At 58.7% G+C, this 15,974-nt stretch carries 10 protein-coding genes and 1 pseudogene; 1 reads left to right on the forward strand and 10 read right to left on the reverse strand.

Annotated features, from left to right (window positions below):
• Positions 1–3 precede the first annotated feature (3 nt).
• From QZ534_RS17395 to QZ534_RS17415, 5 genes are all read right to left on the reverse strand, one after another.
• Positions 4–2,754, reverse strand: coding sequence for a hypothetical protein (locus QZ534_RS17395; protein WP_296936294.1), 2,751 nt, complete (start codon positions 2,752–2,754; stop codon positions 4–6).
• Positions 2,755–2,898: 144 nt separating this feature from the next.
• Positions 2,899–4,935 (reverse strand): NAD-dependent DNA ligase LigA, encoded by a 2,037-nt coding sequence (gene ligA / locus QZ534_RS17400; protein ID WP_296936296.1) that lies wholly within the window; start codon positions 4,933–4,935, stop codon positions 2,899–2,901.
• A gap of 73 nt (positions 4,936–5,008) precedes the next feature.
• Positions 5,009–6,034: a cell division protein ZipA gene (zipA, locus tag QZ534_RS17405; RefSeq protein WP_296936298.1), complete on the reverse strand. Its 1,026-nt coding sequence runs from the start codon at positions 6,032–6,034 to the stop codon at positions 5,009–5,011.
• A 122-nt stretch (positions 6,035–6,156) separates the two neighbouring features.
• Positions 6,157–9,651 carry a chromosome segregation protein SMC gene (smc, locus tag QZ534_RS17410; RefSeq protein WP_296936300.1) on the reverse strand — a complete coding sequence of 1,165 codons (3,495 nt, stop codon included), beginning with the start codon at positions 9,649–9,651 and terminating at the stop codon, positions 6,157–6,159.
• Between the two features lies 1 nt (position 9,652).
• A complete protein-coding gene (locus QZ534_RS17415; RefSeq protein ID WP_296936302.1) occupies positions 9,653–10,336 on the reverse strand; it encodes a GntR family transcriptional regulator in 684 nt (227 codons plus the stop codon).
• 285 nt (positions 10,337–10,621) lie between these two features.
• Here QZ534_RS17415 and QZ534_RS17420 point away from each other — a divergent pair, with 285 nt between their 5' ends.
• Positions 10,622–11,548 carry a GGDEF domain-containing protein gene (locus tag QZ534_RS17420; protein ID WP_296936304.1) on the forward strand — a complete coding sequence of 309 codons (927 nt, stop codon included), beginning with the start codon at positions 10,622–10,624 and terminating at the stop codon, positions 11,546–11,548.
• 3 nt (positions 11,549–11,551) lie between these two features.
• Here QZ534_RS17420 and rluB read toward each other — a convergent pair whose 3' ends face one another.
• The 5 genes and pseudogenes from rluB to QZ534_RS17445 form a co-directional block, all read right to left on the reverse strand.
• Positions 11,552–12,535 carry a 23S rRNA pseudouridine(2605) synthase RluB gene (gene rluB, locus QZ534_RS17425; protein ID WP_296936306.1) on the reverse strand — a complete coding sequence of 328 codons (984 nt, stop codon included), beginning with the start codon at positions 12,533–12,535 and terminating at the stop codon, positions 11,552–11,554.
• Between the two features lie 39 nt (positions 12,536–12,574).
• Complete coding sequence (gene scpB, locus QZ534_RS17430; RefSeq protein WP_296936308.1) at positions 12,575–13,213, reverse strand: SMC-Scp complex subunit ScpB; 639 nt, start codon at positions 13,211–13,213, stop codon at positions 12,575–12,577.
• A gap of 42 nt (positions 13,214–13,255) precedes the next feature.
• Positions 13,256–14,089: a ScpA family protein gene (locus tag QZ534_RS17435; RefSeq protein WP_296936311.1), complete on the reverse strand. Its 834-nt coding sequence runs from the start codon at positions 14,087–14,089 to the stop codon at positions 13,256–13,258.
• 58 nt (positions 14,090–14,147) lie between these two features.
• Complete coding sequence (locus QZ534_RS17440) at positions 14,148–15,362, reverse strand: tryptophan--tRNA ligase (protein WP_296936313.1); 1,215 nt, start codon at positions 15,360–15,362, stop codon at positions 14,148–14,150.
• Between the two features lie 120 nt (positions 15,363–15,482).
• A pseudogene (locus QZ534_RS17445) lies at positions 15,483–15,974 on the reverse strand (succinate--CoA ligase subunit alpha); the annotation flags it as partial.

Below are 15,974 nucleotides of genomic sequence, written 5' to 3' on the forward strand. Positions count from 1 at the left end.
GTGTCAGTTCAGGGGAGTCAGTAGTTGCCCTTCGGGGCTGAACAGGAGCACGTACCAGTCACTACCCGTTCTGCTCAGCGCCACGATCTCGTCATCCCGGTAATTCTCAAGAGCAAGTATCGCCGAGTTATCCACGGCAAGCTGATAGCGCCAGTCGTTTCTGAACCCGGCGTCTTCACCCCCGGTCTCCGCCTCCGGAAGCAGCGACACCCGGGCAACAATGCCCTGCTCCAGGCCTGACACAACACCCTCACCGGTAAAATCACCGGTCGTGCTACCCGCAACCACCATGTCGCCATCAAAGCCGATCAGCCCCTGCAGGGTTTCCGTGGACTGATCGTTGTCATCATTGAGTGAAAACGCCCGGTTCACGATACCTGATGAGGAATAGCCCAGAAGAAACCCTGCGGCACTGGAAAGTGGCTCCCGCTGCAGTTCCGGGTCCGCCTCTTCCTGTTCCAGCACCGAGTAAAGTCCATCACTGGCGCCTATCAGCCAGAGCGTGCTGCCCTGGAACAGCCCACTGGAAATCGGCTCATCTCCGGCGGTGCCCACCTGGTTGACACTGAGCTCGCTAGTTGCGCTGGAGGCATTGTAAAAGAAGGCGTCAATGCCACCTATGACCGGCGCCCCTTCCACAGATCCCGCCGCAGAACCAAACAACCCCGGAGTAATCGATTCGGTACTGCCACCCGCAACACTGTCATCCGCAGCCGAGCCAGCCTGGCGGGTCCAGGCCACGGCAGGCTGCTGGGTATTGCCGTCCAGCTCGGTATCAATGCGCTGAAGGAAGCTGTCCATGCCGCCTGATGCCTGCTGCTGATCAAAAACGCCACCGGTTTCGCCCGCCAGCAACACGTAGCCGCTGTCCCGGTTAATTCCGGCCCAACGCACCCGATCGTCGGCATCCGTCCCTGTGCGGATGGTCCAGGTCGGAACGTACTCGCCACCGTTGGTGGCCGAATCGAACCAGTACAGCGACGTTACGGTATCCTCACCACCGAGTTCCGTTGTACCTTCGACCGGCTGGTCGGTGCTGTAAGCGACGACGAATTCAAACCGGTCAACCTTGGTTCCACCCTGGGTCACCTTACGCTGAACGACATTGAGGACCGGCTCCGGCGTGACAAGGCTATCGCTCGCAGAAGAGACGGCAACCTGCTGCAGCTGCGCCCCGCGTTGGTCGAAGATCCGCACCAGCACCCTGTCGTTATCCAGACTGTCGAAGCCTGCAACAAACAGCCTGCCGTCATGACCCATGGCAATGTCCGTGGCAACGAAACCATCACCATCGTTTAGCAAAAGGGGCGATGTCAGCTCGTTTAGACTGACCCGGATCAGGTTGTCGGATTCTGCCCGGGCGTAATCCTCGCGACCGGCCTGAAAGTTCTCGTTGATGCCCAGCAATATGAAGCGGTCACTGAACGCCGGGTTCGCGTAACTGCCCGCCGGTACCCGGATCCGGAAAGGCACTTCATCGGTGCCCTCAGGGAAAACCAGTTCGTCATTCTCAACCCAGTTACCGTCTTCCAGCCGCTCGATAACGAACTCGGAATCAAGCCGTGCCGTGGAGTCTTCGGTATGGCTGAGCTTGGCGAAAATATCCCGGTCTCTGTCGCCGGAGAGCCTGGCAACATACTCACGCACATCACCAACGTTCAGGGTGTCCCTGCCCCCACCTTTGACGGTTTCCAGCGACAGAACCGGCTCGTTATCCTGAATTGACAGATTGGTGACTACGCCACCGTTGCCGCTTCCCAGCCCCGCCAGACCGGAGCGCACTTCAGTCAGGGCCAACCTGAGGGATTCAACAGGCTCGGCAAAACTGTCCTCAACCACCTCGAGCGGCAGGTAGCATTCGGTGATGCCGGGTTCAAGCGTGATGACACCACGGGTATAGAATCCCTGCTCATCAAGCTCATACTCGATATAGTCAAGTTCACTCTCGCCGCTCTCATCCCGCGGCATGGGACTGTTGCCGCCCAACCCGACAATGTCCTTGCCGAGAATGGCATCACCCGCGTTGGCGGCACTGTAATCGCAATTCTGGTGGGGAGGCGAGAATCCGGCGTCGCAGTTGGACGCATCGTAATCAGACAGAAGCTCGAAGGCGACCGCGACCCGGGTTACCGAGGGTTGATCCAGGTTCACCTTGACGAAAACCCGACGGGTGGGGAATGTCAGTTCCCTGGTACCGGATACCGACCCGTCATCGTTGTAGAGGTTGATCGTGAAACTGTGCTCACCCCCGGTCTCCAGGTCCGGCAAGGCGCACTGCTCACGGTTGCTTGAAGGGGTTTCAGGGCTTTGCCCCTCCGTGAACGGCTCGGCATCCATAGACATGACGTTGTACTTCACATCGATATCAAACGGCTGAGCGCCTGCCATGCGGCCATCCGTGGTTACCAGGTTGATGCCTTCGGTCTTGCCGAGGTCCGCTTCTCCTCTGCTACCGCCAGTGAGGCCGGGAACACCGCGCATAATGATGCCCTGGCGTGCCTTGTTGCTGGTGTCCTCCAGGGCCAGCCAGGACGGCGCGTTGGTGAGTGAGTAATCGAGGATGTCCTCGCCACCATAAGCCCCGAAGTTATAGGAATACTCCACGCCGAGATAGGCAAACACCGGGGGAACGCCGAGAATGGTGGGCTGATCGGGATCTTTTTCCGTCTTGCAGCCAGAGAGCCCAAGGGATATCAGGAGCAGGATGGCAAATTGGCGAAGAGGATGAATGCGGGAGTAAAAATCGGCGCCCATGAAAAAATCCGTTTCAATCGTTGTTGTTATGGCAGCGACCGCCCGGATGAAGGAAAAACACCGGGCGATTTACACACCGTTACAGAACAACGCCATGGTAGCCAATTTGATACGCAGGGGATCTGCGCGAGTTCTCAGATTCGGTTAGCCCGCCTCCAGGCCATGTTCTTCCAGCAAGGCAACCAGGCCTGCCTCATCCAGCACAGGAACCTCCAGCTGTTCCGCCTTGGCAAGCTTGGAACCGGCAGCCTCGCCGGCAACAACGCAGGCCGTCTTTTTGGAGACGCTTCCGGCCACTTTGGCGCCCAGGGCCTCCAGCTTCTCTTTGGCCTCATCCCGGGTCATTCGGGCGAGTGTGCCGGTCAGTACCCAGGTCTGGCCTTTGAGGGGCTTGTCGCCCTTCTGGATCTGCTCTTCCTGCCACTCCACGCCGGCTTTGCGCAGGGCGTCGAGCGTTTCGCGGTTATGGGTCTGCTCGAAGAAGCTCCGGATATGGCCGGCAACAATCGGCCCGACATCGGGAACTGTCTGCAGGCTGTCCTCATCGGCCTCGGCAATGGCCTCCAGTGTCCCGAAATGCGCAGCCAGGGCCTTGGCAGTGGCCTCCCCCACCTCGCGAATGCCGAGGGCGTACAGGAAACGCCATAGAACGGGTTTTCTCGCCCGATCAATGGCAGCGACCAGGTTGGCGGCAGATTTCTCTCCCATTCGCTCCAGCTTGACCAGATCGTCGGTCGTCAGGTTATAGAGGTCAGCGACGGTTTCCACCATGCCCTGATCGACCATGATGTCGATCCATTTGTCACCCAGCCCTTCAATGTCCAGGGCTTTCCGGGAGGCATAGTGACGGATGGCTTCTTTTCGCTGTGCGGGACAGAAGAGCCCGCCGGAGCAACGGGCAACCGCTTCCCCTTCAATCTGGATAACATCCGAATCGCAGACCGGACAATGGGCAGGCAATTCCACTTCCCGGGCGTCTGCCGGACGCTTTTCGGGAACCACCTTGACCACTTGCGGTATCACGTCACCGGCGCGACGGATAAACACGGTATCGCCAATACGGACATCCAGGCGCCGGATTTCATCCATGTTGTGCAGAGTGGCGTTGCTCACCGTCACGCCACCCACAAACACGGGCTTGAGGCGGGCCACCGGGGTAACGGCTCCCGTTCGACCCACCTGGAACTCCACATCTTCTATAACGGTGAGCTCTTCCTGTGCGGGAAACTTGTGTGCAATCGCCCAACGAGGCGCCCTGGAGACGAAGCCAAGGGCATTCTGCTGATCAAGGCGGTTTACCTTGAACACGATGCCATCAATCTCGTATGGCAGCGTGTCCCGCTTGGCCATTAGCTCGCTGTACGCCTCGAGGCATTCCTCCACGCCTTTTGCCTTGCGCATCTCCGGATTGATCCGGAACCCCCAACTCTGAACGCGCTGCAGGCCGTCCCACTGGGTATCGGGCAACAGGCTTTCGTCAGTCACGGCAACACTGTAGGCGCACATTTCCAACGGGCGCCTGGACGTTACCGTGGACTTTTTCTGCCTGAGACTACCGGCCGCCGCATTGCGTGGATTGACGAAGGTCTTCTCGCCACGCTCCGCCAGTCTGCGGTTGAGTTCCTCGAAACCCTCCTTGGGCATGTAGACTTCACCACGGACTTCCACCAGATCCGGCACATCGTCGCCACGGAGCTTCAATGGCACTGACGGGATCGTCCGGATATTGGCGGTGATGTCCTCCCCGGAATAGCCATCACCCCGGGTAGCGGCGGTGGTCAAGGCGCCCTTCTCGTAATGCAGGCTGACCGCCAGCCCGTCCAGCTTGGGCTCACAGACGTATTCCACATCTTCGCTGATACCCAGCCGGTCCTTGATCCGCCGATCGAAATCCCGGAGTTCGTCGTCGCTGAAGGCGTTGTCCAGCGACAGCATCGGGAGCCGGTGAACCACCTCCTCAAAACTGGTTTCTATGGCACTACCGACACGCCGCGTCGGAGAATTGTCAGATGCCAGTTCCGGGTAGTCGGTTTCCAGGGTTTGCAATTCTCGGAACAGCCGGTCGTATTCCGCATCGGGAATACGGGGGTCATCCAGCACGTAGTAACGGTAATTGTGGTCATCAATTGCCGAACGGAGTTCTTCAACACGCTGAACAATATCGGGCGTGGCTCTGCTCATGGACTGGCACTCTCGTTTCTCAAAAAAATGCCCGGAACTAACCGGGCATCTGGCCATCTTTTACCGCCTGGGCTCAGATTCTCTGGGAACGCTGCTTGCGTTCGAATTCCCGGATTCTCTGGCGGCAATGTTCGATCGTTTGAGGGGTCATCACGCTGCGGCGTTCATCCTTCAGCTCGCCACCGAGGTTGCGAACCACGGCCTGGGCGGTCTCGAGCATGAAGTCAAACGCCTGCAGGGCGTTGGTGGGCCCCGGCATACTCATGAAGAAGCTGATTCCCGGCGTGGTCAGGGCCGGCATATCCTCAGGTTTGAAAGTGCCGGGTTCCACGGCATTGGCAACGCTGAACTGGACGGGACTGGTGGTATCCGACTCTTCATGGCGATGGTAGATATCCATGTCTCCATGCTCCAGACCGCAGGCTTCGAACAGCTTCTTGAGGGCCGGCCCCTTGAAGTCCTCGCCGCTTTTCGCCAACACGTTGATCACGATTACCTCCCGGGCCTCGGGACGATTCGCGCCGGCCAGAGGCTGATCTTTGGCGGGTCTCGAGGGTTCGCGTCGGGCCGTGTCTTCTTCCACTTCGGTTGTAACGGTCGGCGGAACGGCTTCCTCCTCGGGTTCGACGGCACCCCAGCCTGACTCCAACTCGGTTTCCTCAGGCTCCCGGCTGGACAGTCCGTAATCGGGCTCCGATTCGGCAGGCTGTTCGTAGTGCTCGACCACGGGTTCCATTTCCGGTTGTGGTTGTGGTTGTGGCTCCGGTGCCGGCTCTGGCGATTCTGGTTTCTCCGAGTCAGCAGCCGCCGTTACCGGGCGGGTCGGCTTGGGCTTCGGGGAGCCGAACCGACTGGATTTTTCACGCTTTACATAGCCGCGCTCTTCAAGGGTATCGCGGGAAATGGTCCGTGCGCCGCCATTGGGCAACTCGGGGTTGTACTCGTCATCAAGTGGCGAATCCTCGAGCTCGTCGGCACCCATACCGGATGAAATCGCCATGGATTCCTTCCGGGCGCGCCGCATTCGGCGCACACCATCAATGACAATGCCGATAATAACCAGGGTACCGATGGCAATTAACCATTCCCTAAGTGACATAGTGCTGCTGTCCTGTTTGCAGATCCCGTAACGTTGCTACTCTAAGAAAAGCCCGTAATGAATACAACGCACACCCGGGCCAGATGGCGTTTTTGTCATGGTTGCCCGATTTCTGAACAGCCTCAAGCCTCTGCAAGCGCCGCGGCTTCATCCACGTCCACCGACACCAGACGGGAGCAACCCGGCTCGTGCATGGTCACCCCCATCAACTGATCCGCCATCTCCATAGCAATCTTATTGTGGGTAATGTAGATGAACTGAACCTGCTTCGACATCTCCTTGACCATATTCGCGTAGCGACCCACGTTGGCATCATCCAGCGGCGCATCCACCTCGTCCAGCATACAGAACGGAGCCGGATTCAGCTGGAAAATAGAAAACACCAGCGCGATAGCGGTGAGGGCCTTTTCACCGCCTGACAACAGGTGGATGGTGCTGTTCTTCTTCCCGGGTGGCCGGGCCATGATCGCAACGCCGGTTTCCAGAAGATCCTCGCCAGTCAGCTCCAGATAGGCGTTGCCGCCCCCGAAGACCTTCGGGAACAGCGCCTGGAGGCCGCCGTTCACCTGATCAAAGGTTTCCTTGAAGCGCTGCCGGGTTTCGCGGTCGATCTTCCGTATGGCGTTATCCAGTGTTTCAAGGGCTTCCATCAGGTCTTCATGCTGGGAATCCAGGTAGGTTTTGCGCTCACTCTGAACCTGGTATTCCTCGATCGCCGCCAGGTTGATGGCACCCAGCCGCTGTATGCGATTGCCGATGCGCTCCAGCTCATCCGCCCAGTCTTTCTCGTTCGCACCCTCAGGCAGCTGGGACAGAATATCCTGCAGTTTCACATCCAGTTCCTTGAGCTGCTCGATATGGTTACCAGAGCGGATTTCCAGGGCCTGGGATTCCATTTTCAGTTTTTCCAGCCGGGACCGGACTTCCTGAATGCGATGATCGGTGCCGCTTCTGCCCTGCTCCTTTTCACGGACCTCCCGGTCAATTTCTTCCAGGGAGTCGCGGGCCGCGCCAAGCTTTTCCTCTTCGGCCAGTCGACGGTCCAGCAGTCCTTCCAGCTGCATCTGCAGATCTTCAATGGGTTCTTCGGCACTTTCCCGGGATTCCCTCAGAATTTCCAGACGCTCATCGATGCGCTCCTTCTGCAGCTGCATCCGGTCGATGGTCTGCCTCAGGCCGTCCCGCTGACTGTTCAGGGTCTGAAGCTGAAGCTGCAACTGATGCGCATGGTCACGGTCGTGCCGGGCTTCCTGGCGCAGCCGGTCGAGGTTCTCGCGCAGGCTGTCGCGCTGCTCCAGAAGCCGTTCTTTTTCTTCATCGCTGTCTTCGGTGGAGGCCAGCGCCTGTTGCCACTCTTCCCGGGCCTCCTGCAGGCTTTCTTTCTGTCCCTCAAGGTTTTCAGAGACATCCTCGATATCGTCCCGGATCCGTTGCAGACGGGCGTCAATCTGCTCGGCACGGGCTTTCAGGCCGCTGACCCTGGACGACAGTGAGCTCAGCTCGCGGTCTGCTTCGCTCAAACGGGCCTGGGCCTCGTCACGGGCGGATTCCGAGCGTTCAGCGCGCTCTTGAAGTTCGTCCAGCCTCTCGCTGGCCGCCTCAAGCGCTTCCTCGGCTTCGGCCAGTTGCGCAGTCAGTTCGGTTACTTTCTTCTGTCGTTCAATGACCCCGCCCTGGCCGGCGTCCGAGTCTGGCATCAGGACCCAATCCCGGGACACCCAGACGCCTTCAGGCGTCATCAGGCTTTGCCCGTCCTGAAGGGCTGATCGCATACCCATGGCGTCAGAAACGGTTTCTACCGCGTCGATGCCGCGAAGCAGTGAGGCAATGCCCGGTACGCCCGAGACTTTTGCTGCCAGGCCGGTATTTCCGGTTTCAGCAGCCGCCCCGCCTTCAACGAGGGCGAGCCCCCTTGGCGCCTCTTTCATAGCCGATGAAAGCTGGTTAATGTCGGGCAGACACAAACCCTGGGTAAAACGCCCGATAACCTGCTCAACCGCAAATTCCCAGCCATCGGCAATGTTGAGCTGACTGGCCACCCGGGGCATATCGCTCAGGGCGTTCTGTACAAGCCAGGATTGCAGCACATCGTCGCCGGCCCCCAGTTGCTCATCCAGCAGCGCCTGCTGGGATTCCAGTGACGCGCGCAGGCTCTGGACCCGCTGGCGTTCTTCAGAAACAGTCTGCTCCGAATCCCGCTGTTGCTGTCGGGCATCGTAGAGCTCGTCCTGAACCGCTGCGATGCGCTCGGCGGCCTCCTCGCGTTTCAGTTCCAGCGCTTCCTGTTGTTCCAGTAACTCCTCAAGCTCCGCGCGATCCATCTGGCCTTCCAGCAATTCCTGCTCATCCTGCAGTTTGCGTTGGCGAGTGAGGAGTTGCTCAATGGCGTCTTCAAGGGAACGAATCCTGGACTGGGCCAACTCGGCCTGGCGCCGGGCATCGGAGGAGCGGGCGCTGAAATCTTCCCACTGGTGCTGCCAGTCGCTCATCGCGTCTTCAGCCAGCTGCAGCTTCTCGCCGGATTCCTCGGAGCGCATGGCCAGCGCTTCCTGTTCGGGCTCCATCATGTCCAGCTCTTCCTGGATACCCGCGAGCTTGTCTTCGTCCTGCTCCAGTTCCCTGGCCAGTTCCCGCTGGTTGGCCATGGCCTGGTCCAGTTCTGCGGCCATCTGCCGGCTTCGTTCACGCTGGTGTTCAAGGCTCTGTTCGATACGGGCGATATCGGCACCGGCTTCATAATATCGGGCCTGAGCCCGGTTAAAATGCTCGGTACGCTCCTGATGGCTGTCTCTCAGGGATTCCAGGGAGGTTTCCAGGCTCACACGTTCGGTCAGGTGTTTCTCGAGCTCCAGTTCGGTATCCCGGATTTTGCCACGCCAGGCCTGCAGGTCATTGTCGAGGGATTGCCAGCGAAGTACCGTCAGTTCCGCTTTTTTCTGGCGTTCTTCCTGCTTGTAGGCCTTGTACTTTTCCGCCGCTGCCGCCTGGCGTTCAAGATGTTGCAATTGCCGGCCAAGCTCTTCTCGCAAATCCGTCAAACGCTCAAGGTTTTCCTGGGTGCGTCGTATGCGATTTTCGGTCTCCCGGCGCCGCTCCTTGTATTTCGATATACCGGCCGCTTCCTCAATGTAGATGCGGAGCTCTTCCGGTTTTGCCTCGATCAGCCGGGAGATCATGCCCTGCTCGATGATGGCATAGCTCCGCGGTCCCAGACCGGTACCCAGGAACAGGTCGGTAATGTCACGGCGCCGGCACTTGGAGCCATTCAGGAAGTATTCGGACTGCCCTTCCCGGGAAACCCGGCGGCGAACGGAGATTTCGTTGAATTTGACGAACTCACCGGGCGCGGAACCATCGCTGTTATCAAACACCAGTTCGATAGAGGCCTGGCCCACGGGCTTTCTGGCACTGGAACCGTTGAAGATAACGTCCGTCATGGATTCGCCGCGCAGGTATTTTGCGGAGCTTTCACCCATCACCCAGCGAACCGCGTCGATGATGTTGGACTTGCCACACCCATTGGGCCCTACAACGGCGGTCATGTTGGACGGGAAAGGTACCGTGGTGGGATCAACGAAGGATTTGAAGCCGGACAGCTTGATGGACTTCAGACGCATATCAGGCGCTCGCTTCCTGCCGGAGAATCGTCAACACCTGTTGCCGCTGGTGCTCCCCAAAGGCCTGAATGACCGCTTGCAGCCGTTCTGCGTCGTCATCAATGGCAGCCTCTGCCAACTGCCGGAAGAAGGTCGCGGTTTCACCGATTTCTTCCCGGAAGTGCTCCAACGCAACGAAATAGGTGCGGCTGATGGCTGGCCGAAAATTCTCCAGGGTTTCCTCAAGAAAGGGGTTTTCAACCAGCCCATAGGCGTAGCGCATAACCCCGAATCCGGCGTCAATGACCTGCTCGGCGGCGTCCGCGCTCGTGGCGTTGAGGGCATCGATCACTGCCTGCAATTCCCGAACCTGGCCCATGACCCCACCAAGTTCCTTTCCGGACCAGCGCTCAAGCACCTTGCGCCCGAGCATGCAAAGAAGATCGATGTAGATATCGTAGAGGCTGTTCACGCTTTCCGGCGTCAGGCTGGAAACCACCGCGCCGCGCCTGGGGAAAATTTCGATCAGATGGCGGCGCTCGAGAATCAGCAGCGCTTCCCGCACAGAGCCACGGCTGACATTCAGTTCTCCCGATACCTTCAGTTCCTGAATGCGTTCGCCGGGTTTGAGATCTCGCGTGATGATCCGTTGCCCCAGATGCTGGGCAATTTGTTCAGACAGACTTTCCGGGGCCTGAAACCTCATAAAGTTGGTCACTCATTCCTGAAGACGGCACGATTTCAAACGCAGAAGTTTACCACAGGGAATCTATAGCCCCACCCCTTGTCTGACATTTTGCACAGCCCTGGAAATGTCGCGGCAAAACCCTGCCGGTTTTTTGACGGCAACGCGGGAGCTACAACCAAAAAATCAGAAATTAAATGATATTACGACTACACCCTTATGATTTTATTGACCTTTATTCAATGGGCACAATTTCTGCTTAAGGGGAGCATAGCACTGTAAACTTCTGCGACAGAGTGAATACGAGTGAAAAACATACCGTCGATCCATCAGTCTCCCGCCCAGCCCCAGAAGCTGGCCGCGCTGCGTCAGGCTCACCAGGACTGGAACAACACGCCGGATGTGCTCACCAGGCTGACGCGAAGGCTGTCCACAACCCTGTCACTGGAAGAACAGTTGGCCATCCTGGCTGAAGAGCTGGTGGCGATCGTGCCCTTCACCGCACTTAACTACCGGCATCGGATCGGTAAGCAGGATTTCGTCTATGCCACCGGCATGGGTGGTCCCCACCGTTGTGAGTACCGCCTGAGTCTGGAAGGCGTCAACTACGGAACGCTGGCCCTGCAACGCCGCCAGCGCTTTTCGGAACAGGAACTGGAAGGCGTTGAGATGATCCTCAGCGCGGCAATCTGCCCCATTCGCAACGCCTGTCAGTATGTTGCGATAGAGCAGGCTTCGCTCACCGACTCACTGACCGGCATCCCCAACAAGCGCGCCCTGGACGATGCGCTGCAGCGCTCCAGTGTATTGTCTGAGCGTCATGGCGAGCCCTATTCTCTGGTTCTCTGCGATCTCGATCACTTCAAGTCGGTCAACGACACCCATGGACATGTCGTCGGCGACCACCTGCTGCAAATTGCCGCTGCCGAGATCGAAAAATCTATCCGCACGTCCGATACCGTGTATCGCTTTGGTGGTGAGGAGTTTGCCATCCTGCTACCACACACATCGGAGCAGGATGCCAGGGATGTCGCAGAACGGGTTCGGGAGGCGATTGCGGCCATCCGGGTGGATGGCGGCGAAAAGGAGCTCAGGGTAACAACCAGTTGCGGCGTAGCAACCTTCCTGCCCTCGGAATCATCCCAGGCATGGCTGGCCAGGGCAGACGAGGCGCTCTATCGCGCCAAACACCAGGGCCGGAACTGCACCCGGGTGTTTGCCACTATTTCCTGATGATCAGCCCCGAGGCGTCTTGCTTCGCGCTCTCTCGGGCCTGGGAGAGCGCCCGGCCGGCTTGCCCGGCTTCGTGTCACTGACCGCCCATTTATTTCCCGGAGCCTTCTTGCCAGAGCGGCCAGGGCTTTTTCGTCTCTGCCGGTCGTGGGCCGCCTGCTCATTCGGCGTTTTCTGGGGGATCTCAACCGATTCCAGACCAACCGTCCGACTGAGGGTGTCCACCGCCCTCTGATCCAGCTCTTCCCATTTGCCCACGGTAAGCCTGCTTGGCAGGAAGATCGGCCCGTAACGCACCCGCTTCAGCCGGCTGACCCGCACCCCCTGGGATTCCCACAGGCGACGCACCTCCCTGTTCCGACCCTCCAGCAAGGTAACGTGGAACCAGCGATTCATGCCGCTACCACCGGCCGGGGAGATATCGGTAAACTTGGCCATGCCATCTTCCAGCAGAACGCCCTGAAGCAACCGCTCGATCATGGCATCATCCACTTCCCCGAAGATACGCACTGCGTACTCCCGATCGATTTGGTTCGAGGGATGCATCAGCCGGTTGGCCAACTCACCGTCGGTGGTAAACAGCACCAGGCCGGTGGTGTTGATATCAAGCCGCCCAATGGAGATCCAACGATGCTCCTTCAGCCGCGGGAGGCGATCGAACACCGTCGGCCGGCCCTCGGGATCCTTTCGGGTGGTGACTTCACCTTCGGGCTTGTTGTAGATCAGCACCCGCCGCATCACTTCTGCCGCCCCGGACACTTCCAGGCGTTTGCCGTCGAACTCGAACCGGTCTTCCACCGTTGCTTTCTGACCCGGTGCTACCGGCTGACCGTTGACCGTCAGGCGGCCGGCTTCCATCCAGCCCTCAATTTCCCGGCGCGAACCGATGCCCGCACGGGCGAGCAATTTCTGAATACGCTCAGGGTCACCCTGGCTGACTTTGTCCCGGGCTGGTCTGGCTGGTTTGTTGGGGCGTTCTGCCGCCATGAAATCAATCCTTAGTATCTGACTGACACCTGAATGGCATCAGTGAAGTGTCTGGCTAGATGACTCGTCGTCATTTTCGGCGGTGGTTGATTCGAACTCGATCTCCGCCTGCATATTCTTTTCAATTTCCCGGCCGATCTCTTCAAGATCCCGGACTTCATTCAGAGGCGGCAACTGGTCCAGGCCCGTGAGATTGAAGTAGTCCAGGAACTGTTTGGTGGTCGCATACATGGCCGGTCGACCCGGGACATCGCGATGTCCGACAACGCGCACCCACTCTCGCTCAAGCAGGGTGCGAATGATATTGCTGCTTACCGTAACACCGCGAATGTCCTCGATTTCACCCCGGGTAATGGGTTGCCGATAGGCAATCAATGCCAGGGTTTCCAACAATGCCCGGGAATAGCGTTGTGGTTTTTCCTCGAACAGGCGGCCTACCCAGGGCGCAAATTCCTCACGTACCTGGATACGGTAGCCACTGGCGACCTTTTTCAGCTCAAAACCACGCCCTTCACAGGCCGCTTCCAGAAGCACCATGACATGCTCCATCACCTGACGCGCGGGACGTTCCTCCTCACTGAACAGTTCCCGGAGCTGGTCCAGAGACAACGGTTTGCCGGCCGCCAACAAGGCCGCTTCGGCAATCGCCTGAATTCTCAGCAGGTGTTCTTCATTCATGGTGTCTGATCCGTATTTCCTTGCTGTGAACTGTCGGAGACCCTAGCTGGCCGCCCTGGCCCGAACGTGAATGGGGCCCAGTACCTCGGCCTGGACAACCTCGATCAGTTGTTCTTTTACCAGCTCAAGCGTGGCCAGGAAGGTCACCACTACCCCGAGTCGGCCCTCTTCAATCGTGAACAGGCTTTCGAATGTCACGAAGCTGTCATCCTGTAGCACTGACAGGATTGCGGACATGCGCTCACGGGTCGATAGCCTTTCCCGTTCAACATGATGGCTGGTGAACAGGTCTGCCCGCTGAAGGACACCCTGCAGAGCCAGCAGCATCTCCCGAAGGTCGACATCGGGGTGGGGCTGGCTTGAAGGCATCCTGGGGAGAGCCGCTGAGCCGGCAAAATTATCCCGCTCCAGGCGTGGCAGTTCGTCGATATCCTCGGCTGCCTGCTTGAACCGTTCGTACTGCTGAAGCCGGCGAATCAGTTCAGCCCGGGGATCCACCTCCTCCTCATCGTCGCTTTCCTGACGAGGAAGCAGCATCCTGGATTTGATCTCCGCCAACGTGGCAGCCATCACCAGGTATTCAGCAGCCAGTTCGAAGCGCATGGCCTCGACGGCACCGATGTAATCCATGTACTGGCGGGTAATCTCGCTGACGTCGATGTCCAGAATGTTCATATTCTGCCGACGGATAAGGTACAGCAGAAGATCCAGCGGGCCTTCGAACGCTTCAAGGAAAACCGCAAGGGCATCCGGCGGAATGTACAGGTCCTTGGGAAGGTCCACCACCGGCTTGCCGGATACCAGCGCCAGGGGCGATTGCTCCGGGGCGGCTTCCTGGGCTTCGGGCCCGGCCTGATCGGTGGATTCTTCGGTCATAACCTTTCACTCCGGAACGGCGCCGTGGTTATCAGCCCCGGCACCAACTCCTGCGGATTCAGCGGTAATGAAGCCCCATGGCTGCCCGGACTTCTTCAAGCGTATCGCGAGCGGCATCACGGGCGTGTTCGCGGCCTTCCTGGAGAATGGAATGAACCAGATCCGGATTGCCTTCATACTCCCGTGCCCGCTCGTGGAGCGGACGCTGCTCCTCGACAATCGCGTCAATCAACGGCTTTTTGCAATCCAGGCAGCCGATGCCGGCACTGCGGCAACCGGTCTGTACCCACTCCTGGGTGTCGGCGTCGGAGTAGATCTTGTGCATACCCCATACCGGGCATTTTTCCGGTTCGCCCGGATCGGTGCGGCGGACCCGCTGGGGGTCGGTCTGCATGGTCCGGATCTTCTGGGCCACGCTGTCAGGCTCTTCCCGCAGGCCGATGTAGTTGTTGTAGGATTTGGACATTTTCTGGCCATCCAGGCCCGGCAACTTCGATTCCGGCGTCAGCAGCGGCTGAGGCTCTGGCAGAATCACCTTGCCACCGCCTTCAATATAGCCGTAGAGCCGTTCCCGGTCGCCCAGAGAGATATTCTGCTGCTCTTTCAACAGGGCTCTGGCCGTTTCCAGGGCCTCCATGTCGCCCTCCTCCTGATAACGCCGCTTCAGGTTGCGGTAGAGCTTGGCGTTTTTCTTGCCCATCTTCACGATGGCGCCTTCGGCCTGCTCTTCGAACCCTGGCTCACGACCGTAAATGTGGTTGAACCGGCGTGCAATCTCGCGGGTGATCTCGACATGGGACACCTGGTCGGCGCCCACAGGGACTTTTCCTGCCCGGTAGACCAGAATGTCGGCACTCTGAAGCAGCGGGTAACCCAGGAACCCGTAGGTGGCCAGATCCTTTTCCCTCAATTTTTCCTGCTGGTCCTTGAAGGTCGGCACACGTTCGAGCCAGCCAAGGGGCGTAATCATCGACAGCAGCAGATGCAGCTCAGCGTGTTCCGGAACCTGGGACTGGATAAACATGGTGGACGAGCCAGGGTTCACACCGGCGGCAAGCCAGTCAATCACCATGTCCCAGACGCTTTGTTCGATGCCGGAAGGGTCGTCGTAGTTGGTGGTCAGCGCGTGCCAGTCGGCCACAAAGAAGAAGCATTCGAATTCATGCTGGAGTTTCACCCAGTTTTTCAGCACACCGTGATAGTGGCCAAGGTGAAGCTTGCCGGTCGGACGCATGCCGGACAAAACCCTTTGCTGGGAATCTACAGAACTCAAAGCACGAACTCCTTATTTGGTATTGGAACCGCCATCATAGTTCAGGCGACCCGGCATTATAAATAAAAAACCCCCGCTCTGCAGGGCAGAAGCGGGGGTTTTTACTGAAAGAAGGCCAGCTTACCAGCCAGTGACTTCCTTCAGGGCCTGACCGATCTCGGCCAGACTGCGTACGGTGCGAACACCAGCGTCTTCCAGGGCGGCAAACTTCTCGTCTGCTGTCCCCTTACCACCGGAGATGATGGCTCCAGCGTGGCCCATGCGTTTGCCCGGAGGCGCAGTAACACCAGCGATGTAGGAAACCACCGGCTTGGTGACGTTCTGCTTGATGTAGGCCGCGGCTTCTTCCTCGGCGGTACCGCCGATCTCACCGATCATCACAATGGCTTCGGTCTCAGGATCTTCCTGCAGCAGGGCCAGAATGTCGATGAAGTTGGAGCCCGGGATCGGGTCACCACCGATACCGATACAGGTGGACTGACCGTAGCCGAAGTCGGTGGTCTGCTTGACCGCTTCGTAAGTCAGGGTACCTGAACGGGACACGATACCAACCTTGCCCTTCTTGTGGATGTGGCCAGGCATGATGCCGATCTTGCACTCGTCCGGAGTGAT

It is taken from the genome of uncultured Marinobacter sp. (assembly GCF_913055835.1).
GTDB lineage: Bacteria > Pseudomonadota > Gammaproteobacteria > Pseudomonadales > Oleiphilaceae > Marinobacter.